This window comes from Caenimonas koreensis DSM 17982, from assembly GCF_009646335.1.
GTDB classification, from domain to species: domain Bacteria; phylum Pseudomonadota; class Gammaproteobacteria; order Burkholderiales; family Burkholderiaceae_C; genus Ramlibacter; species Ramlibacter koreensis.
Map to the genome: position 1 here is coordinate 284,184 of NZ_WJBU01000006.1, position 20,780 is coordinate 304,963.

Below are 20,780 nucleotides of genomic sequence, written 5' to 3' on the forward strand. Positions count from 1 at the left end.
TTCACCTGTGGAGATTTGAATGGCAATTACCGCAGCAGAACGGCACGAAATCGCCGAATTGCTTGTACTCATGTTCAATGCCGCGCCTGGCGCGACATACTTGAGCCAGATCGTCTCGGTCTATGAGTCCGTTGGACACAACCTGAAGACGCTCGCCGAAGTGCTGGGTAATCACCCGGGCTACACCTCGACGCACCCGAACTTCTGGACGGGCGACGACTTCGCAACGAACCTGCTGACACCGCTTGGCCTGACTGGTGATTTCCAGGCTCGCACGGCGATCGTCAATGCGTTCAACAGCGGCGTGTCGATGGCTGACATCACGTACAGCGCGTACACGTTCCTCAATGACGTTCTCGCGAATCCTGCAGCCTACGGCGCGCAGTACCTGAACGCAGCCAAGATCATGAATAACAAGGCCGACGTCGCCTTGTACTTCTCGGTCACCAAGGGCCTGTCGGCCTCTGCCCTGGCCGACCTGCAAGCCGTTCTGGAAGGCGTTACCGCCGATCCGGCTTCGGTCACTGCAGCGCAAGCCGCGATCGATCACGTCAACGATCCGCAAACCTTCACCATCACGTCCAACTCGCCGACCATCACCGAAGGTGACGCTGGCTCGAAGGTTCTGACGTTCACGCTGACCCTGCTCGACCAGGACGGCGGCGCCACGGTTGGTGCAACGACGATCAACTACGCAACGACCAACACGGGCGCAACGGCTACGGCCGGTGACGACTACGTGCCTGTTGCTGGCACCGTCACGTTCCAGCCTGGCCAAACGCAAGCTACGGTCTCCGTTACGATTCTGGGCGACACCGCCTTCGAGCCGAATGAAACCATCAAGCTGCTGCTGACGGGCGCCGGTCTCTCGACGACCCTGGCCACCGGCACGATCACCAATGACGACCCGATCCCGCAGATCTACCTGACGCCGCAAGCCGACGTCGTAGTGGGTACGGCTTTGGGCGAGACAATCAACGGCACACAAGACACGTTCACGCTCAACGACAACATCGACGGCAAGGGCGGTGAAGACACCCTCAAGCTGGTGTTCGACAGCGTGATCAGTGTCAATCCTGAAGCCATCGTCCGACCGTTTGTCACGGTCACCGATGTTGAGCACGTCGTGATCTTCTCGGATCTGAGCGTTGGCTCGGACAGCGGCGAAGTGTTCGACATGAGCGCCCCGACGACTGAAGGTGGCTTCGGCTGGACTGGCGTCAAGACGATCGAAATCAACGCCGCTGGCGGCGCCGATGTGAACCTCAAGTCCGCCGCGTCCGAATCGATCACGATCGGGACCGCTGACGACGTCACAATTTTGGACGACACCGTCGCCGCGATTGAAGTGACCACGGCTCGCGGACATGTCTCCGTCACCGCATCTGACGCAAGCACTGTGCACGTCAAGAAGGCCGGCGGCGATGTGTACGTCCACACAAACAACGCCAATATCGCGATCGACAATGCTGGTGGCAGCGACGTCGCCATCTACAACGGCAACGGCACGATCTCTGCGTTGAACGGCGAAGATGTCTACATCAGCGCATGCGATTCGGCCACCATGACCGTTATCGCCACGAGCGACGTGACGATCTTCGCAGGCGACATTGGCACGTTGAATGTCACCACGAACGGTGGCAACTCGGAAGGTTACGTCTACGTCAACGTGGGCGACATCACCACCGGCACCGTTACCAGCAACAGCTACAGCGACGTGACGATCAACGCCGACCAAGTGGGAACACTGACGGTCACCGGCGTGAGCGACATCGACGTCAACGTCCAGCACGTGACGACCGCAAACGTTTACGGCTCGGATGACACGCACGTGATGGTGACGAACCTGAACGGCTGGACCGGCCCGTGGGGCGATTCGCCGTGGGGCTTCGACGCAACGATCATGATCAGCGGCGAAGACGACATTTCCGTCGATGGCGGCAATGTTGAGCACGTCACGGTTGAAGGCGCGGTTAACGCGACGATCGACGCAGGCGTTATCGGCTCTGTGACGATCGGCGAACTGTCTGATGACTACACGACTGTCGATATCACCACCTACTCGGATGGCGACCTCTCGCTGACATTGGCTGGCGCGTCGATCAACGAACTGACGCTCGAAGGCATGTCCGATGTGGCGCTGGACGTCACGGCATCGTCGTACGCTGTCCTGATGGGCAGCTCCACTGTTCAGACCATCGACCTGACCGGCGCTGGCGACCTGCAGTTCGACGTTCGTGCTGTGGACGGCACGCTGTCCGAAATCAACGGCGGCACCTACACCGGCAACCTGACGCTTGACGCAAACGCCTACAACGGCGACCTGACGGTGACGACTGGTTCCGGCAGCGACGACATCGAAGTCGATGGCGACACGTCTGACGTGATCGTTGACGCTGGCGAAGGCAACAACGTTGTTGACGTTGACAGCTACGGCCTCGTGAACGTCACCGTGGGTGACGGCGACGACGACGTGACCGTCAACTTCGACACGCTGTCTGTTGAAGGCAGTGGCGTTGCGCTCGGCGAAGGCACCAACGCCTTGACGCTGCGCTCGTACACCACGCTGTATGACACGAACCTGGATGCATTCGACGTCGAAGCTCTGCCGCTGTCGGGCAACCTGATGTCCCTGACATTTGCTGCTTCGATTGAACTGCACCAAGACACCTCCAGCACGCTGAACGTGGGCGGTCTCGAAGGCCCGGTGAGCTACATCGGCTTCGGCGATGTCAACGTGTTCTCCGATTCCGGCGAAGCTTCGCTGACGATCGCTGGCACGGGCACCACCCTGACGATCCAGTCCTCTGACGACTTCGGCTCCGATTCCGCTGGCGGCATGATCACCCTGGAAGCGGCTGGCGTGACCGACCTGACGTTGGACATCAGCGACGACATGAATGTCATGCTGATGGGCGACGCTGCAGTTCACGTGATGGCCAACGCTGGCGGTTCCGCCGACCTGATCCTCGACGGTGACTCCGATGGCAATGGCACTGCAGACCAGCTGCAAGGCCTGCTGACGGTCAACCTGAACACCGGCGACAACGCTGACCTGACGCTCGCTAACCTGCGCAGCAGCACGGTTGTTGACGTGAACGCTGGCGAAGACGCAACGGTCGATATCTCGTACTCCACGCTGGGTACCGTGACTGTTGACTTCGCTGGTTCGGGCAACCACGCCGAGCTCGACATCAACGACACTTCGGATTCGACGGTCACCGTCGGCAACGTCGTGATTGATGACCATGCCGTCACGTCGCCCACCGACGCCGACAACAACAACACGGTCAACATCGAAGTCAGCGACAACGACTTCTCCACGGTGCTGGTTGGCACTGTGACCGCAACTGCCGACGGCGACGTCGACATGTCTGTGGTCCACAACAACCACGCTACCGTGACGTTGGGTGCCCTGGATCTGGAATCGCGCTACAACAGCGTGTCCCTGATGATCTCGGACAACACCGACAACGAATTGGGTCCGGACGCGATCGTGAAGATCGGTGATGTCACGCTGACCGGTGCTGATGGCGCTCAGATGCAGGTCCTCAACAACGTTGACTCGGCTGTGACGCTGGGCAACGTGTCGCTTGACTCTGACTACGCCAGCCAGTGGCTGCAGATCGCCGGCAACGACGAGTCGACCATCAAGGTTGGCACCGTCGACATGACGAGCGGTTACGGTACTGATACGGTCCAGTTGGTCATCTCCGACAATGACGGCGCGCAAATCACTCTGGGCGATGTCACGATCTCGAGCGGCACATGGGATGTTGTCGATGTGAGCATCTACGGCCTGTCGGACACGGAAGTGAACGTCGCCAGCCTGACGATCAACGCCTACAGCGATGTGACTCTGTCAGTCTCCGAAACGACGGACAGCACTGTCGACCTCGGCGACGTGAAGATCACTTCGGCCATCGGCGACGTGTCGATCTACGTGAGCGACAACACCGGTGTTGCATCGATCTCGTTCGGCAACATCACCATCGACACGCTGTCTGACGGCGACGTCTTTGTCCTGTCGACCGACGGCATGAACTTCGATGCGGACATCACCTTCGGCGATTTCGACATCAATGCTGATGGCTCCATCGACATGTATATCTCGGGCGCCAACAACGGCTCGGGCGTGACTTCTGTCGGCGCGGTTGGCCTCATCGCCACTGGCGACATCAACCTGACGCTGGACTCGGTGAGCGACGGCGGCGACGTGACGGTGAATGCCGGCTCTGATGCCACAGTCAACATCGTGAGCCTGTTCGGTGGCGGCTTGAGCGCCCTGACCGTGACTGCTGGTAGCGATGCCACCGTCTACGTCTCCGATGTCGACAGCGTCGACACCGTGACGGTGACGGCTGGTAGCGACGCCATGGTGACGCTCAGCGACGTGGTTGACCTGACCTCGCTGACGGTGACGGCTAGCGATGCGGACATCACGCTGATCAACGTGAACAGCGACTCTGCCTTCACGCTGGATATCAGCGGCGTGCACGGCACTGCGAACGTCGACGCTTCGGCGGCCGACTTCGACAGCACCGGCAAGATGGTCAACATCCTGATTGGTCACGGCGACGTGAACTACTCGAACGACCTGGATACCGGCTCGGGCACGAACGACGAATCGCGCGAGCGCTTCGAGTTCGGCTACGGGACGGGTACCGACGTCGTCGGTAACGTGGTGATCGACAACTTCCGCCCGGGTGCTACGGCAGCTGTGGACGGTGTCTGGTCTGACCGCATCGACTTCAGCCACCTGGACGGCGTCAACTCGCTGGAAGACATCACGTTCGCAATCGTCGGTAACGACGTCGTGATCGACTTCGTGGATATTGACTACGGTTCCATCACCCTGACGGGTGTGGGCGCCGCCTACCCGAACGCTACCGACCTCGTGGTCGCCAGCATCGTCTTCTAAATCCGCAAGGATTCAGGAGATTCAAAAAAGGGGGCTTCGGCCCCCTTTTCTTTTTTTGAGAAACAACGGCGCGATGGCTCGACTGCGCCGCGCCTAGAATCTTGTCCTGCTGTGCAACACCGTGCTTGAAGCCACGCCCATTCGATGACCCGTCCTCCTCCGATCCCGAGCAAGCCGAAGCGACCCGCTGCCAAGCCAGCGGGCAAGCAAGCCGCCAAACCAGCAGCAAAGACATCAGCGAAGGCGCCGGCTTCTGCGCCGGGCTCAGCCCCAGCCCCAGGCGCTGCAACTGTCCCTGCCGGCAATCCCAAGGGCGTTACCGTCAATCAAATCCTCGACGCCGCGGCAAACTTCGCGGCCAAGAAAAAGCTGCCTGAAGCCATCAAGGTGCTGCAACAGGCTGTCGATCATTTCCCACCGGAGCGACCCAACAAGCCCACTCTGGCAGGCCTGCTGGTGCAGGCCGCCACGCGGCTGCGGATGCATCACCCGGCAGGCGCGGCGGACCTCGCCAAGGAAGCTGTCGAGCGTGACCCTGAACTCACCGCCGGCTGGATCATGCTGTCCGGCCTGTGGGACCGCCTGGGCGAGTTGCCGCAAGCCAAGGTCGCGGCCAAGAAGGTGGTTGAATCCCCAACGGCTGCGCCAGACCAGGTGATCGCTGCGGCGAACCTGCTGGTGCGTTACCGGGAAGACCAGCTCGCCATCGATTCGGCGCGCAAGGCTTTCGAAGAAATGGGTCGCCCGCTGGCATGGGCGTCTGCCGTGATGTACATCGCCCAGAAGGTGGCGGACTTCCCGTTTATCGACCAACTCGGCGCACAGCTGCGCAAGGCACACCAGGAGGGCCAAAGCGCAGAGGCGCGTGAAAGCCCGCGCACCAACCTGCTGTGGTGCGAAGACGAGAAGATGAACATCCAGGTGGTGAACGTCTGGTCAGAGCAATCCATTCCCGGCCCCATCAGTGAGGCGCCGCCGGCCAGGCCGCTCGACGGACGCAAGCTGCGCATCGGCTACCTGTCAAGCGACTTCCGCGACCACCCCACTTCGCGCCTGATCAACGGTGTGCTGCGCCATCACGACCGCACGAAGTTCGAGGTCTTCCTGTATGACAGCGGCTGGGACGACGGCTCGGACATGCGCAAGGAAATCGTCTCGCATGTCGACGGTATCTTCCCCGTTGCCAGCCTGAGCGACCAGGAAGGCGCGAAGCTGATCCGCTCGCACAACATTGATGTGCTGATCGAGCTCAACGGCCCCACGCGCGCCAATCGCATGGGCGTGCTCAAGTACCGCGCCGCGCCGATCCAGATCGACTACCTCGGCTGGCCGGGCAGCGTCGGTGGCCGTGTGGTGGACTACGTGGTGGGCGACAGCTATTGCGTCCCCGAGGGCGTCGAAGCGTTGTACGCCGAGAAGGTGATCCGGCTGCACAAGATCTACCAGGTCAACGATTACCTCGCGCTGAAGGTGCCGGAAGTGCCGTCACGCGCGCAGCTTGGCCTGCCTGAAGGCGTGCCCGTGATCGGCATGTTCAACGCGATCAACAAGGTGCACGGCGAAGTCTGGGACACCTGGATGAAGATCATGAAGGCCGTGCCGAACGCGGTGCTGTGGCTGCTCGACCCGGGCCCGGTCGCGCGGCGCAACATCGCCAAGGCGTGCGCCATGCGCGGCGTCGACCCCAAGCGCGTGCTGGCCGCCCCCGCCGTCAAGCAGGAAGCGCATCTTGCACGCCTGGGTGCCTGCGACATCATGGTCGATCCATGGCCCTACGGCGGGCACACGTCCACCAGCGACGCACTCTTCGCTGGCGTGCCCGTTGTCGCAGTGGCGGGCACTAACTTCGCAAGCCGCGTCAGCGGTGGCTTGCTCCGCGCTGCGGGCCTCGAAGCACTGGTGCAGCCCACGCTCGAAGGTTACGTGCGCACGGCCGTGCGCCTGCTGCGCGACCCGAAAGAGCTGGAGCGAGTGCGCGCTTTCATTCGCGACAACATCCGCAAGGCCGACATCTTCGACGCGCAAGGCAAGACACGCCAGTTCGAAGCCGCCTATGTCGACGCTTTCCAGCGGGCACTGGCGGGGCTGCCACCGCGCCACATGACGTTCCGCAGGCCGGGCAAGAAGAGCGAAGCGCAGACGGCGGCGACCGCGCCAGGGACAGCTGCAGCGCCAGCCGCAGCGCAGGTTGCAGCCCCGGCGCAAGCACCAAGTGCTGGCGCCACACCATCGGGGGTGGTTGCCGCAGCAGAACAGCCTGCAACCGTGGCCGACAATCCCGCCGTCAACCCGGATGCCAAGCGCATCCCGGTCGTACTGGTCTGCGGCCCTTGGAGCAGCGGCACCTCGGCCGTGGCTGGCATGCTGGCCAAGGCGGGTTTGTTCGCGCCCGGCCCGTACCTCGCAGTGAACGACCCGAAGACGCCCGCCACCTACGAGATGAAGGCCTTCCAGCAGCTGATGAAGTCCCTCGCCTCGGAAGCAACGATGGAGCTCACGGCAACGCCCAAGCAGATCTTGCAGGCATTGCGCGACTTTCGCGACAACACGCTCCAACCCCTTTGGGAAAAGGAAGGTGGCGTGTCCGCCGGACCGGTCCTGCTCAAGCACGCACTCTCTGCGCTCATGCTGCCGCAACTTTCGCAGGTATTTGATGTCAAGGTCGTGTCCGTCGTGCGTCCGCTCGATGCCATCGAGGCCACTCGCGTGCGGCGCAGCTGGATGCCAACGATGGGCTCTGCCGGTGCGCGCGTCGTGTACCGCAACGTGTTCGAATACTTTGTCGCGGCAACCACGCCTTTCATCACCGTGCGCTACAGCGAAGTGATCGCCAACCCGGCCAAAGCGGTTGACGAGCTCGCCAGTTTTTGCGGGCTGCAGATGACCGCCGCCCGGAAGAAAGAGGCCATCGCATTCGTGGCGCGCCCCCAGCCGCAAGCACCGCGGCCCGTCGTCACAGCCTGACCCATGCTGGAATTCCGCACCTACTGCTATTTGCAGAACCAGAAGACCGGTTGCACCTTCGTCGAGCAGTTTCTGCGCAAGTTCTCCGCAGAGCCGCTCGTCAAATTCGACAAGCATGCCGCTGTGGCGCAACGGGACCCGGCCAAGTTCTACTTCATCAATGTGCGTGAGCCGCTGGAGCTCTATCGCTCGCTCTATGCCTATGGGCTCGATGGCAAGGGCACCGTGTGGGAGCGCATGACCAAGCTGGGCCTGCAGCACATGTATGCCAAGGGTCCCGAAGGTTTTTCGCACTGGCTTCGTTTCGTGCTTGATCCCAAGCACGCGCTGGCGCTGGGCAATGGTTACACCACCGCATCGGCGCAGCTGATGGGGCTGATGACGTGGCGCTTCTATCGCCTGGCCGTTGCCGGTTTCGAGGCCGCCGCGCCGTCATTCAAGACGCGCAAGGACGTGAACGACTTCACCCGCTCGCACTACTTCATGAACAACGTCCTCAAGCAGGAAACCCTGCGCGAAGACCTGGTCAAGCTCGTGCAAGGCCCATTGGCAAACCGCGTCACCGATGTCGACGATGCAGTGGCCTGGATCGAAGCCACGCCACGGATCAACGCGTCAGCCTCACTCACCGAGGCGGACAACGTGCCGATCGACCAGGAAGCGCTGCAACTGATCTTCAGCAAGGAGCGGCGGCTCTATCGCATCTTCTACCCGGACGCTGAAGGCTTTGCCCAATGGCGGGCCACCAAGGAAGACTGATGTCATCGGCTGTCCAGGCTACCTCCAACGTCGGCAACATCCGCAAGATCGACTTCCTGATGTCGCCCGAGCGGGATTTTCCGCGCCGTGAAGCGGGCGCTTCGTATCGCTACGTGCTGTGCTCCACACCGCGCAGCGGCTCCAACCTGATCGGCGACATGCTCCATGCCACGCAGCTGGCCGGCGACCCGCAGGAATACCTCAACACGCGCTACATCGCGGGCTTCATGCGGTCGCTCGGCGACGGCACGCGGCAGATGCCAGTCGAGCAGTACATGGCGCAGCTCGAAAAGCGCCGCTCGTCGGCCAACGGCGTCTTCGGCATCAAGATCCACTATGAGCACATCGCCGCGCAATGGCCCAAGCGCCTGGGCCAGGCCATGCGCTTCCTGCGGCAGTTCGACCAGTTCGTGCTGCTCACGCGCCGGGACAAAGTAGCCCAGGCGGTGTCGTTGCACAAGGCCAGGCAATCGCAGATCTGGTCGTCGCTCGACTACAAGTTCATGCCCGAGGACGACCCGCGTCGCACGGCGGTGGTGGAGTACGACGCACGCCGGATCATGCGCGCACTGTCTGACCTCGTTGACCAGGAAGAAGCATGGCGGGTGGCGCTCAACCATCTGGCCAAGCCCTTCGTCGAGATCGCTTACGAGGATGTCGTTGCCGACTACGTGGGCGAGAGCCACAAGCTGTTGCGCGTGCTCGGCATCGACCCGGCGCAGGCAAGCGTGACCGCCCCGAACATCCGCAAGCAGGGCGCCGACAACGACCCGATGATCGCGCGCTTCAAGGCGATGCTCGGTGTCGCCGCGGACCATCCAGCGTGAGCGACGAAGCCTCCACGGTCCATAAAGTCAAGCGAATGAGCAGCGTCTATGCGGCGGTGCAGGACCGCTTCCGGCTGGCTGCGCAGATGGACGACGGAACGGTGCAGGCGCTCTGGCTCACGCAGCGCATGCTGCGCCTGGCGCTCACGCCCCTGGGCGACTACTTTGCCCAGTCGCAAAAGCCCAGTGCCGAGCAGAAGGCCAGGCGCAGCTACAGCGAATTGATGCACAAGGTGAGCGGCAAGGCAGGCCCGCCGATCTCCACATTGCCCGTCGCAAATGAATGGCTGGTCGAAGTGGTCGACCTGAAGTTCGGCCCGCCGCTGTGTTTTGTTTTCAGGGGCGAAAACGACCGCTACGTCACGATGGAGATGGACCCGCTGCACCTGCGCAAGTGGCTGGGCATCATCCATCGCAAAAGTATCAAGGCCGGCTGGCCCCCATCACTGTGGCCCGACGCTGTCGTGGCCGAACTGGAATGAAGCAATGCAGCTGACGCGCGAGCAACTGGCCAACCTGTGCGACATCGCCTCCGAGGCGGGCCGCGAAATCATGGACGTGTACGGCGGTGCGATCGAGTCCTGGCAGAAGGACGACAAGTCGCCCCTCACGCAGGCGGATCTGCGAGCCGATGCAGTGATCCGCCGCCGCCTTGAAAGCGAATTTGCAGGCATTTTCATCCTGTCGGAAGAATCGGTGTCTGCAGCGTCCGGCGACCAGCGAGTCTTCTTCCTGGTCGACCCGCTCGACGGCACCAAGGAATTTCTCAAGCGCAACGGCGAGTTCACCGTGAACATCGCGTTGATCGAAGATGGCCGCGCGATCGCTGGTGTGGTGTATGCGCCCGCGCTCGAAGAAATGTTCTTCTGCGCCGCAGGCCTGGGCGCATGGAAAGGGCAGGGCGCCAATCACCAGGCCAATGTGCAAGCTCTGCACACGCGCATCACGAAGCCGGGCGACACACTGCGCGTGATCGGCAGCCGCTCGCACGGCGCCGACGCGCTCGACGCGTGGCTCAAGGGCTTGAACCGGCCGCACGAATTTGTCGCCGCGGGCAGCTCGCTGAAGTTCTGCCGCATCGCCGAGGGTGCAGCGGATGTCTATCCGCGCCACGGCCCCACCAGCCAGTGGGACACCGCTGCCGCGCAGGCCGTGCTGGAGCAAGCGGGCGGGCGCGTACTGAACCCCGCAGGCGAGCCGCTTCGCTACGGCGTGGAGCTGCCGGTGCTCAACACGTACTTCATTGCACTGGGCGACCCTGCGCTGGACTATCCTGCATTGACCTGACTTCCTGCTGGAGGGCATCGTTGGCAACACAGAGCACGAACTTTCCTGGCCATGGGTACGGCAACGTGTACATCGACTCGCTGCTGTGGGGCTGCGGCTGGACGGGCGGTGCAGTCACCTATTCATTCGGTGCGGGCGCGGTTGCGGCGGGCGACAGCGACATCGGTGCGTTCACCGGCGCCGAATGGTCCGATCGCGAGAAGGCGGCGTTCACCCGCGCGCTTGCAAACTATTCCGAGGTGTGCAGCCTGCAGTTCGTTGCGAGCGAATCGCAGGCCGAAGCGAACATCGTCTGGTGGCTCGCGCCCGCCGCGGCACTGGGCCGCAACACCTTGGGCATGCACGACGTGCCCGATGAAGGGCGTGCGCAGGCCTACGGCTACTTCGGCTGGCAGCAAGCGAGCTGGTCCTACCTTGACGCAGGCGGCGACGGCTATGTGACCATCATCCATGAGCTGGGTCATGGCATGGGCCTCGCGCATCCGCACGATGGCGGCGACGAAGACGACGCGACGCGCTTTCCCGGCGTGTCCACGCCGTGGCGCACCGGCACGAACGCAATGAACCAGGGCATCTGGACCACCATGAGCTACAACGATGGCTGGAGTGTGGCGCCACCCAAGTCATTGGCGTATGGCAACCAGACCACGCTCATGGCGCTGGACATCGCTGCGTTGCAAGCGCAGTACGGCGCGAACATGACAACGCGCACCGGCGACGACGTGTATGTGCTGCCCACTGCCAACCAGAGCGGCACCGGCTGGTCTTGCATCTGGGACGCAGGCGGGGCCGACACGATCAGCAATGCTGGCAGCGCGGCAGCCTGCGTCATCAACCTCAACGCCGCACCGCTCGTCGGCGCCAATGCAGGTGGCTATGTGTCGCGCGGCGCCGGTGTGATCGGCGGCTTCACCATCGCGAACGGCGTGGTGGTCGAGAACGCGACGGGCGGCAGCGGCAACGACAACCTCACGGGCAACGCGGCAGACAACCGGCTGGACGGCGGCGGCGGCTTCGACGCGATGGCTGGCGGCGGGGGTGACGACACCTACATCGTCGACAACACGCGCGATTCGGTGACCGAGCAGGCGAGCGAAGGCAACGACACGGTGTATTCATCCGTGACCTTCACGCTCAAGAGCGAGATCGAAACACTGGTGCTGACCGGTACTGGCAACATTGGCGGCACCGGCAACAACGCAGCCAACCTGCTGATGGGCAACCAGGGCAACAACTCGCTGAACGGCAGCGGCGGCGACGACCTGCTCGATGGCGGCGCGGGCGCGGACCGACTCACGGGCGGTGCGGGCGCCGACATCTTTCGCTTCGAAGTGGGCGACACCGGCGTGGGCTCGAAGGGCCGCGACACCATCACCGACTTCAAGTACGCGCAGGGTGACCGCATCGACCTGCGCGCCATCGACGCCAATGAACTGATCGAGGGCATGCAGACCTTCACGCTGGTCGCAGGCAAGGCGTTCACCGGCCATGCGGGTGAGCTTGTGTTCTCAAGGTCTGTGCTTTCCGCCGACACGGATGGCGACGGCCTGGCGGATTTCGAGTTGCAGCTGACGGGGGTGAGTAGCTTCTCCATGGGTCTTCTGCTTTAGTCGTCGGGATAGTTATCCCCACCACGCACGAGAACCCGGGAATCATGCAATCAGCATCAAACTGGCCATGCAACGTGTCGATCAAAGTCAATAACCGCGTGCGATGGAAAAGGCGGGTACGTAGCCCGAGGGCACAGTCCCGAAGGTGATCCTGTCCATCGAGTTCGGCACGACGGGGCTCGGACGTCCACTAAACCCGGAGTGGTGGTACCAACCTCGAATTGCCCACGAACGCTATCCAATCGATTTGCTTCCAAACTTCGGCCTCGATGCGCCTGACCCCCAAGCAGGCGTCGGCACCGTCAAATCTGCGCCGAGTCCATATTGGGCAATTCGAGGAACAACAGCCGTGCGGAGCAAGCGACCGTATTCGACCTCTTGCAGTGTGAAGCCACCTCCAGACTGGGATGGAAAGGACTTTTCAGATAAAGCTACGAGAGCTCGAGACGTGGCGTGGCTAGTACAAGCCGAGGCCGGCGCCTATGTTGATATTGGCAATACCTGCCGAGGTTTCGCCAGCGCTGACAACGGAAAGCTCATCACTGCAAAGATTGACGTGCCTGGCATGGCGATCTCAGACATTGACAAGATCTACCTAGCGGCCGCGCGCCGACTTTCCGAAGTGACTGTGGATTAAGGTCAGGTGTTACCATGGTAATACCTACAGGAGTACGCATGGCAACCGTTTCTGTTTCCGTCAAGCTTTCCGACGCCACCAAGGCACGCGTCGATCGGCTGGCCGCCAACAACGGCACATCGCCACATGCGTTGATGATCGAGGCGATTGAAGCCGCACTGGAGCGAGGGGAGAAGCACGATGCATTCGTCGAAGCGGCACGCCAGTCCCGCGCCCAGATGATTGCGAGCGGCAAGGCCTACGATGGCGACGAATACCTGGCCTATGCCCGAGCCAGGCTTAGCGGGGAAAAGGCCACTCGCCCACGGCAGAAGGCAATCAAGACCCTGGGGACAACGTCCAGGTGACGCGGCTGCTGATAGCCGAGCGAGCGGCGCTCGATATCGATCGGCTCTGCGATTTTCTGCTGGACACGATGCCGCACGAGGCGATACGAACTGGCGAGCTGATATTCGACGCGCTCGAAGTCCTCAAGGCCCATCCAGCGATCGGGCGCCCCGTCGGTGAAGGTTTCCGGGAACTCGTCATCTCGCGTGGCAAGACTGGATATCTTGCCTTGTACCTCTATGACGAAGATGCCGATGCAGTGTCGATCTTGGCGCTGCGGCACCAGCGGGAAGGTGGCTATGCCTGACCTGTCGGCGCCCTGGCGGCCTGGCAGGGCAACGAAGGTCAGAATTATTCATATAGGAACCAAGTACAATCTCCTATATGAAAGAGCCCCCGCGCAAGGATTCCCTGCGTATCACCCTGAATGCCACGCCTGAACAGGTGGTGCGGCTCGTGGCGTTGCAGCAGGCATTTGCGCTGCTGTGCAACACCCTCGCGCCGCTCGTGCAGCAAAACCGCAACTGGAATCGCGTCACGCTGCACCACCTGGCTTACCGCTCGCTGCGCCAGCAGTTCCCGGCCATTGGTTCGCAGATGGTCTGCAACGCCATCTATGCCGTCTCGCGCACCTCGCGCGTCGTGTTCCAGCACCCGGACAGCCCGTTCCACGTGAGCCGCATGGCCGGCAAGCCGCTGCCGCTGATCCACTTCGCGGACACCAATCCTGTTTACTTCGACCGCCACACGCTCAGCCTGAAGGCGGGGGTGATGTCGCTGTACACGCTCGACGGGCGCATGCGCATGAAGCTGCCGCTCAAGCCGGCGGACGAGAGCCTGTTTCACGAGCGCAAGCTGCGCGAAGTGATCCTCTCGCGCCGCAAGGACGACAAGTTTGAACTGCTGTTCTCGTTCATGGAGCCCGATGAAGACGAGCCCGACGAACGCGCATTGCCCTCGGCCCAGCAACGCGGCCAGTTACCCGATTACGTGAAAGTGAAGGTGGAAGCATGACGCCAGCAACAACAACAAGCACGGCGACGTCGGCAGCAGCGGCCGCCGCTGCGCGCAGCCTGCAAAAGGCAGCCAGCAAGTCAGAGCTCGCTGAAGCCGTGGCATCGCTGCGGCCGTATTTCAAGCGGGCGATGATGTTCAGCCTGGTGTCGGCGCTGCTCGTGCTCGCGCCCACGGCCTACATGCTCGAGGTGTACGACCGCGTCGTCACCACCCGCAACCACTTCACGCTCGCCATGCTGCTGGGGCTGGTGCTGGGTGCCTACATCGTGATGGAAATTCTCGAATGGGCTCGCGCGCAAGTGATGTACGGCGCGGGCGTCGCGCTCGATGCCAAGCTGGGCGACCGCGTGTTCAACGCGATGTTCACGGCCAACCTGCGCCGCCTGCCCGGTGGCACGCAGCAGACGATGAACGACTTCCGCACCATCCGCGATTTTCTCTATTCACCCCTGGTGATGGCGGTGATGGAGTCGCCCGTGTCGCTGGTCTTCACGATTCTCGTGTTCGCGATCAGCCCCATCCTGGGCTGCGTTGCGCTGGCCGGCGCTTTCGTGCAGGTGGGCATCGGTGTGCTGAACGAAAGGGCGACCAAGCCGCCGCTCATTGCTGCCAATCGCAGCTCGTTCGCCGCGCAGCAATACGCCGACGGTGTGCTGCGCAACGCGCAGGTCATCGAGTCGATGGGCATGCAGCGCGACATCCATAAGCGCTGGATCGAAAAGCAGCGTGAGTTCCTGGGCCTGCAGGCAGTCGCCTCCGAGCGCGCGGGCGGCTACCAGGCGGTGACCAAGTTCCTGCAGCAGACAGTGAGCTCCGGCCTGATGGGTGTGGCCGCGCTGCTGCTGCTGCACGACATGATCAACGGTGGCAGCGGCATGCTGATCATTGCCTCCGTGCTGGGCGGCCGCATTCTTGCGCCGTTCGTGATCATCGTGGGGCAATGGCGCGGCTTCATCGCTGCACGCGACTCATGGACGCGCGTTGACGCGCTGCTCACGGCGCTGCCGGCCAAGCCTGAAGCGATGACGCTTCCTGCGCCCAAGGGCAGTCTGCAGGTCGAGAGCATCGTCGCTGCGGCGCCGGGCTCGCCCCTGCCGATCCTCAAGGGTGTGGCGTTCGGCCTGCTGCCGGGCGACGTCCTCGCCGTGATCGGCCCGTCTGCGTCCGGCAAGACAACACTGGCGCGCTGCCTCGTCGGCCTGTGGCCCTCGTCGGGCGGCAAGGTTCGACTCGACGGTGTGGATGTGTTCGCGTGGGACAAGTCAGAGCTGGGCCCGCACGTGGGTTACCTGCCGCAGGACGTCGAGCTGTTCGAAGGCACCATGGCCGAGAACATCGCGCGCTTTGGCGAAGTCGAAATGGCGAAGGTCCAGGCCGCTGCCAGCGCCGTCGGCTTGCATGAATTCATCCTGGCCCTGCCGCAGGGCTATGACAGCCCCGTCGGCCGCGACGGTGCACGCCTGTCGGGCGGCCAGCGCCAGCGCGTGGGCCTGGCACGCGCGCTGTATGGCGACCCGGTGTTCGTCGTGCTCGACGAGCCCAATTCCAGCCTCGACGACGAAGGCGATGCCGCACTGGCGTCGGCCATCAAGGAACTGAAGGGGCGCGGCACCACGTTCGTCGTGATCACGCACCGCACCAGCATCCTGGGGGTGGTGGACAAACTGCTTGTGCTCAAGGACGGCCAGGTGCAGGGCTTCGGTCCGCGCGACGACGTGCTCGCCGCCATGGCCAAGGCCGCGCAACAGGCGCAACAGGCGCAGCAACAAAGGCAGCAGGGCGGCGGCGCCCCGCGCCTGATGACCACGCCGTGATCGAAGCAAAAACAACCATGAAACAACCTTCCTTCTTCGAGCGCAGCGAACTCACGCAGGCCCTGTGGGCCTTCCGCCGCGAGTTCTACATCGTGGCGCTCTTCAGCTTCGTGTCGAACCTGCTGATGCTGGCGCCGACGATCTACATGCTGCAGATCTATGACCGCGTCATGGTCAGCCGCAGCGAGCTGACGTTGCTGGCCGTCTCGCTGATCACGCTGTTCCTGTTCGGCATCATGGCCATCTCCGACTGGTCGCGCTCGCGCGTGCTGGTGCGTGCCGGTGTGCGCTTTGACGAGCAACTGTCCACGCGCGTTTTCAATTCGAGCTTCGAGTCATACCTGTCGCAATCGTCGGCAAGCCCCTCGCGCTCGTTCAGCGACCTGCTGACCATCCGCCAGTTCCTCACCGGCCAGGGCATCTACGCGTTCTTCGACGCGCCGTGGGCGCCGATCTACATCATCGTGATCTTCTTCCTGCAGCCCGTGCTTGGCTGGCTGGCACTGTTCTTCGCATGCGTGCAGGGCCTGCAAGCCTGGTTTGGCCACCGCCATACGGTCAAGCCTTCAGAGGCGGCGCAAGCAGCCGGCATGGAAGTCAGCAGCTACCTGCAAAGCAAGCTGCGCAACGCGGAAGTGATCGAGTCGATGGGCATGCTTGATTCGCTGCGTGCGCGCTGGCGCAAGCTGCAACTCGGCTGGCTGGGCCAGACGAGCGAGTCGCAAGGCGTCGTCAACCGCGTGCAGGCCTGGAGCAAGTTGCTGCGCTACAGCCAGCAGTCGATTTCACTGGGCGTGGGCGCGCTGCTCGTGATCCACGGTGATTTGTCGCCAGGCGGCATGATCGCCTCGAACATGCTGATGACGCGTGCGCTGTCGCCCATCGACCAGCTCGTGTCCACCTGGCGCATGCTCGCGATGACGCGCGCTGCCTTCGACCGCCTCGAAAAGCTGCTGCAGCAGTACCCCGAACGCGACCCGAACCTGAGCCGCGTGGCACCCAACGGCAGCATGCAATTGCGTGATGTCGTCGCCACGGCCACGGGCCGCGAGACGCCCATCCTCAAGGGTGTGAGCTTCGAAGTACAGGCCGGCACTGTCACCGCGATCCTCGGGCCGTCCGGCTCGGGCAAGTCGACGCTGGCGCGCGTGATGGTCGGCATCTGGCCCGAGGTGTCGGGCGAGGTGCTGATCGACGGGCTGCCCATCAACGGATGGAACCGCGTCGAGCTTGGGCCGCACCTGGGTTACCTGCCGCAAGACATCGAACTGTTCGAAGGCTCGATCGCCGACAACATCGCGCGCTTCGGCGCAGCCGATTCCGACAAAATCATCGAAGCTGCGCGCTGTGCCGGCCTGCACGAGATGATCCTGCGCTTTCCCAAGGGCTACGACACGTCGATAGGCGAGGCAGGCGGCATGCTCTCGGGCGGCCAGCGCCAGCGTATCGGCCTGGCGCGCGCCGTGTACGGCAACCCGCGCGTGATCGTGCTCGACGAGCCGAACTCCAACCTCGACGACGCGGGCGAAGCATCGCTGGTGCGCACGATCAAGCAGCTCAAGCAGGAAGGCCGCACGGTCTTTCTCATCACGCACCGCGGAAGCATTGTGTCGGTCGCCGACCGCGTGATGGTTCTCAAAGACGGCGAGATCAAGGTCGATGGCGCACGTGAACAGGTGATGGCCGCGCTGCGCCCGCCGCCAAAACAACAACCGCCGCAAGCAGGCGTTCCGCAGCCGGCCTGAGGCCGTCTCAAGCCCACCCGCATCGACTGCACCCTGTTACCCGACAAAATTTTTCCGAGCTCACTGCCATGGCCAAATCAGACATCCTCTCCCGCCTTTCATCCGTACCCGGCAATGCCGCCGAGAACGCCGTCGTCGTCAAGGAAGACAACGAGCTCGCCGCAGCCGCTGCCGCGTCCAGCGACTCCATCGGCGCCGCGAAATTCGGCCTGTGGGCGCTGGGCATCGGCTTCGGCGGCTTCCTGCTGTGGGCCGCGTTCGCGCCGCTCGACGAAGGCGTGCCGAGCCAGGGCATGATCTCCGTGGACACCAAGCGCAAGCCGGTGCAGCACCCCACGGGCGGCCTCGTCAAGCAAGTGCTGGTGGGCGAGGGCGATCACGTCAAGGAAGGCCAGGTGCTGCTTCGCCTGGACGACGCACGCGCCAAGGCTGACTTTGAAGGCATCCGCCAGCACTACATGAGCTTTCGCGCCTCGCAAGGGCGCCTGTCGGCAGAGCAGGTCAATGCGCCGAAGATCACGTTCCATCCTGATCTGCTCAAGGCTGCGAGCGATCCGCTCATCCGCAACCAGATGGTGTCGCAGGAGCAGCTGTTCACCTCGCGCCGCGAGCAGCTTCGCGCCGACCTGCAGGGCATCCAGGAAAGCATCGAAGGCCAGCAGGCACTGGTCAATTCATACAAGGGCATGCTGGCCAGCCGCCGCGAGACCATCAAGCTGCTCAACGAGGAGCTCACGCAGTCGCGCGACCTGGTCAAGGAAGGCTACCTGCCGCGCAACCGCCAGCTCGAACTCGAGCGAATGGTTTCCGAGTCGAACAGCGCCATGGCAGAAGTGCTGGGCAACATCCAGCGTGCCGAACGCGCGATCCTCGAGTTGCGCCAGCGCTCGATCTCGCGCCGCGAGGATTACCGCAAGGAAGTCGAGTCGCAACTCACCGACGTCACGCAGCAAGTGCAGGCTGACGAGGCGAAGTTCCATTCGCTGCAGGATGAACTGGCGCGTGTCGACATCAAGGCGCCCGCCACGGGCCAGGTGGTGGGCCTCGCAGTGCAGACGGTGGGCGGCGTGATCCAGACGGGCCAGAAGCTCATGGACATCGTGCCGGACAACGAGCCGCTGCTTATCGAAACGCGCGTGTCGCCCAACCTGATTGACCACGTGTCCGCGGGCCTGCCGGTGGACATCCGCTTCAACGCTTTTTCCAACACGCCGACGCTGGTGGTGGAAGGCAAGGTGGTGTCGATCTCCGCCGATTTGCTGGTGGACCAGGCGTCGAACCAGCAGTACTACCTGGCGCGCGTGACGGTCACGCCTGAAGGCTACAAGAAGCTCGGCAAGCGCGTCTTGCAGCCTGGCATGCCCGTCGATGTGATTCTCAAGACCGGCGAGCGCTCGCTGCTGGCTTACATGCTGCACCCGCTGACCAAGCGCCTTGCAGCAGCCATGAAGGAGCAATGATCCATGCGCACCAAGACCCACATTTTTATGGCGTGCCTGGCGGCAGCCGCGCCCATGACGAGCGCAATGGCGCAAGCCGCGCCAGCAGCAGCGGCGTCTGCGACTGCATCGCAAACTGCATCCGCGCCCGCCCTGACCTTGCTCGAAGCGTACCGGCTGGCACTGACGCAGGACGCCATCATCCGCACGGCGCGCGCCGGCGCCGACGCGCGCCGCGAGCGCATTCCGCAAGCACGCTCGCAGTTGCTGCCCAACATCGGGTTCCAGGCCGGCGCGAATCGCAACAACCTGATCCGCACGCAGCCCGACATTGCGGGCGTGCCCAAGACCACCGAGCAGTTCTACGACAGCAATTCCCGAACGTTCATCCTGCGCCAGCCCTTGTTTCGCCCGGCTTTGTGGGCCGACTACCGGCAAGCCAAGGCGCAAGTCGCCGATGCGAATGCTTCGCTCGAAAAGGAGACGCAGAACCTCGCAACGCGTGTCACCGGCGCCTACATGGAAGCACTGCTGGCCGAAGACCAGCGCGCGCTCGTGTTGCAGCAGCAAACCAGCTACCGCACGCAGCTCGACGCTGCGAAGAAGCGTTTTGCGGGCGGCGCGGGCGTGCGCACCGACATCGATGAAGCCCAGGCGCGGCTTGACCTGGCGATTGCGCACTTGCTCGAGGCCAACCAGAACGTCGAATACACGCGCCGCCAGCTGCAGGTGATCATCAACCAGCCGGTCACCAAACTCGCGCCCATCGACGAGGTGAAGCTGCGGCAGGCGCCGCAGCCCGGATCGCTCGAAGACTGGCGCGAGCGCGCCGAGCTCACCAGCCCCGAGCTGATCTCGCTGAAGGCGCAGCGCGATGCTGCGCGCGCCGAATACGACAAGGCGCTTGCCGGGCACCTGCCGACCTTCGACGGGATCTTGCAATGGAACATGAGCAAGAGCGACAGCATCAACACTGTGGGCACCAGCTACAACAGCAAGTCGGTGGGTGTGCAGCTGAACGTGCCCATCTTCTCTGGCGGCCTCACCAGCTCGCAAGTCCGCCAGACCGTGGCCGATATCGAGCGTGCCGAGCAGGCGCTGGAAGCCACGCGCCGTGACCTGGGCCTGCGCGTCGAGAAGGAATATCGCGGCGTGACCGAAGGCACATTGAGCATCGTCGCACTGGAAACAGCTGCGCGCTCGGCGGATGTGATGGTCACCTCGAACCGCCGCTCGTTCGAGGGCGGCGCGCGCACGCTGCTGGATGTGCTCAATGCCGAAGAGCAGCGCCTCACGGCCCTTCGCGACCTGGCCAACGCGCGCTATACGGCAGTGCTGTCGCGCATCAAGCTGAAGGCACTTGCAGGCGTTGCTGACGAAGACGCGATCGCAGAGGCCAACAGCTGGCTCAAGCCCTGAAGCGGTAGCGCCGG

Annotated in this window: 15 protein-coding genes; all 15 read left to right on the forward strand. The window is 63.2% G+C overall.

Going from position 1 to position 20,780, the window contains the following annotated elements:
• The first annotated feature begins 19 nt into the window (after positions 1–19).
• The 15 genes from GHT07_RS08050 to GHT07_RS08120 all read left to right on the forward strand — a co-directional run bounded on the left by GHT07_RS08050 (position 20) and on the right by GHT07_RS08120 (position 20,766).
• On the forward strand, positions 20–4,921 hold the full coding sequence (locus GHT07_RS08050) for a beta strand repeat-containing protein (RefSeq protein WP_153584548.1): 4,902 nt from the start codon (positions 20–22) through the stop codon (positions 4,919–4,921).
• Between the two features lie 144 nt (positions 4,922–5,065).
• Positions 5,066–7,885, forward strand: a complete 2,820-nt coding sequence (locus GHT07_RS08055) for an O-linked N-acetylglucosamine transferase family protein (protein WP_153584549.1) — start codon at positions 5,066–5,068, stop codon at positions 7,883–7,885.
• Between the two features lie 3 nt (positions 7,886–7,888).
• Positions 7,889–8,644, forward strand: coding sequence for a hypothetical protein (locus GHT07_RS08060; protein ID WP_153584550.1), 756 nt, complete (start codon positions 7,889–7,891; stop codon positions 8,642–8,644).
• Entirely contained in the window at positions 8,644–9,471 is an 828-nt protein-coding gene (locus GHT07_RS08065; RefSeq protein ID WP_194792878.1) for a Stf0 family sulfotransferase, read from the forward strand. The genes GHT07_RS08060 and GHT07_RS08065 overlap by 1 nt, the downstream gene beginning before the upstream one ends.
• On the forward strand, positions 9,468–9,953 hold the full coding sequence (locus GHT07_RS08070; RefSeq protein WP_153584552.1) for a hypothetical protein: 486 nt from the start codon (positions 9,468–9,470) through the stop codon (positions 9,951–9,953). The genes GHT07_RS08065 and GHT07_RS08070 overlap by 4 nt, the downstream gene beginning before the upstream one ends.
• Before the next feature lie 4 nt (positions 9,954–9,957).
• Positions 9,958–10,758: a 3'(2'),5'-bisphosphate nucleotidase CysQ gene (cysQ, locus tag GHT07_RS08075; protein ID WP_153584553.1), complete on the forward strand. Its 801-nt coding sequence runs from the start codon at positions 9,958–9,960 to the stop codon at positions 10,756–10,758.
• 20 nt (positions 10,759–10,778) lie between these two features.
• On the forward strand, positions 10,779–12,368 hold the full coding sequence (locus GHT07_RS08080) for a M10 family metallopeptidase (protein WP_153584554.1): 1,590 nt from the start codon (positions 10,779–10,781) through the stop codon (positions 12,366–12,368).
• A 145-nt stretch (positions 12,369–12,513) separates the two neighbouring features.
• Positions 12,514–13,005 carry a hypothetical protein gene (locus tag GHT07_RS08085; protein WP_153584555.1) on the forward strand — a complete coding sequence of 164 codons (492 nt, stop codon included), beginning with the start codon at positions 12,514–12,516 and terminating at the stop codon, positions 13,003–13,005.
• A 38-nt stretch (positions 13,006–13,043) separates the two neighbouring features.
• On the forward strand, positions 13,044–13,352 hold the full coding sequence (locus tag GHT07_RS08090; RefSeq protein ID WP_194792879.1) for a CopG family ribbon-helix-helix protein: 309 nt from the start codon (positions 13,044–13,046) through the stop codon (positions 13,350–13,352).
• On the forward strand, positions 13,349–13,639 hold the full coding sequence (locus GHT07_RS08095; RefSeq protein ID WP_323740839.1) for a type II toxin-antitoxin system RelE/ParE family toxin: 291 nt from the start codon (positions 13,349–13,351) through the stop codon (positions 13,637–13,639). The genes GHT07_RS08090 and GHT07_RS08095 overlap by 4 nt, the downstream gene beginning before the upstream one ends.
• Before the next feature lie 77 nt (positions 13,640–13,716).
• Positions 13,717–14,346 carry a hypothetical protein gene (locus tag GHT07_RS08100; protein ID WP_153584557.1) on the forward strand — a complete coding sequence of 210 codons (630 nt, stop codon included), beginning with the start codon at positions 13,717–13,719 and terminating at the stop codon, positions 14,344–14,346.
• The gene (locus GHT07_RS08105) at positions 14,343–16,163 is read left to right on the forward strand and encodes a type I secretion system permease/ATPase (protein WP_153584558.1); all 1,821 of its coding nucleotides are present in this window, start codon (positions 14,343–14,345) and stop codon (positions 16,161–16,163) included. The genes GHT07_RS08100 and GHT07_RS08105 overlap by 4 nt, the downstream gene beginning before the upstream one ends.
• A gap of 17 nt (positions 16,164–16,180) precedes the next feature.
• On the forward strand, positions 16,181–17,908 hold the full coding sequence (locus tag GHT07_RS08110; RefSeq protein WP_153584559.1) for a type I secretion system permease/ATPase: 1,728 nt from the start codon (positions 16,181–16,183) through the stop codon (positions 17,906–17,908).
• A gap of 68 nt (positions 17,909–17,976) precedes the next feature.
• Positions 17,977–19,368 carry an HlyD family type I secretion periplasmic adaptor subunit gene (locus GHT07_RS08115; RefSeq protein ID WP_153584560.1) on the forward strand — a complete coding sequence of 464 codons (1,392 nt, stop codon included), beginning with the start codon at positions 17,977–17,979 and terminating at the stop codon, positions 19,366–19,368.
• Between the two features lie 3 nt (positions 19,369–19,371).
• Positions 19,372–20,766 carry a TolC family outer membrane protein gene (locus tag GHT07_RS08120; protein WP_153584561.1) on the forward strand — a complete coding sequence of 465 codons (1,395 nt, stop codon included), beginning with the start codon at positions 19,372–19,374 and terminating at the stop codon, positions 20,764–20,766.
• Positions 20,767–20,780: the final 14 nt, after the last annotated feature.

Bases quoted from the DNA above. Each gene is read 5' to 3' on its own strand.
- GHT07_RS08065 (WP_194792878.1), top strand. From the start codon at position 8,644: ATGTCATCGGCTGTCCAGGCTACCTCCAACGTCGGCAACATCCGCAAG.
- GHT07_RS08050 (WP_153584548.1), top strand. From the start codon at position 20: ATGGCAATTACCGCAGCAGAACGGCACGAAATCGCCGAATTGCTTGTA.
- GHT07_RS08090 (WP_194792879.1), top strand. From the start codon at position 13,044: ATGGCAACCGTTTCTGTTTCCGTCAAGCTTTCCGACGCCACCAAGGCA.
- GHT07_RS08100 (WP_153584557.1), top strand. From the start codon at position 13,717: ATGAAAGAGCCCCCGCGCAAGGATTCCCTGCGTATCACCCTGAATGCC.
- cysQ (WP_153584553.1), top strand. From the start codon at position 9,958: ATGCAGCTGACGCGCGAGCAACTGGCCAACCTGTGCGACATCGCCTCC.
- GHT07_RS08115 (WP_153584560.1), top strand. From the start codon at position 17,977: ATGGCCAAATCAGACATCCTCTCCCGCCTTTCATCCGTACCCGGCAAT.
- GHT07_RS08060 (WP_153584550.1), top strand. From the start codon at position 7,889: ATGCTGGAATTCCGCACCTACTGCTATTTGCAGAACCAGAAGACCGGT.
- GHT07_RS08120 (WP_153584561.1), top strand. From the start codon at position 19,372: ATGCGCACCAAGACCCACATTTTTATGGCGTGCCTGGCGGCAGCCGCG.
- GHT07_RS08110 (WP_153584559.1), top strand. From the start codon at position 16,181: ATGAAACAACCTTCCTTCTTCGAGCGCAGCGAACTCACGCAGGCCCTG.
- GHT07_RS08105 (WP_153584558.1), top strand. From the start codon at position 14,343: ATGACGCCAGCAACAACAACAAGCACGGCGACGTCGGCAGCAGCGGCC.
- GHT07_RS08055 (WP_153584549.1), top strand. From the start codon at position 5,066: ATGACCCGTCCTCCTCCGATCCCGAGCAAGCCGAAGCGACCCGCTGCC.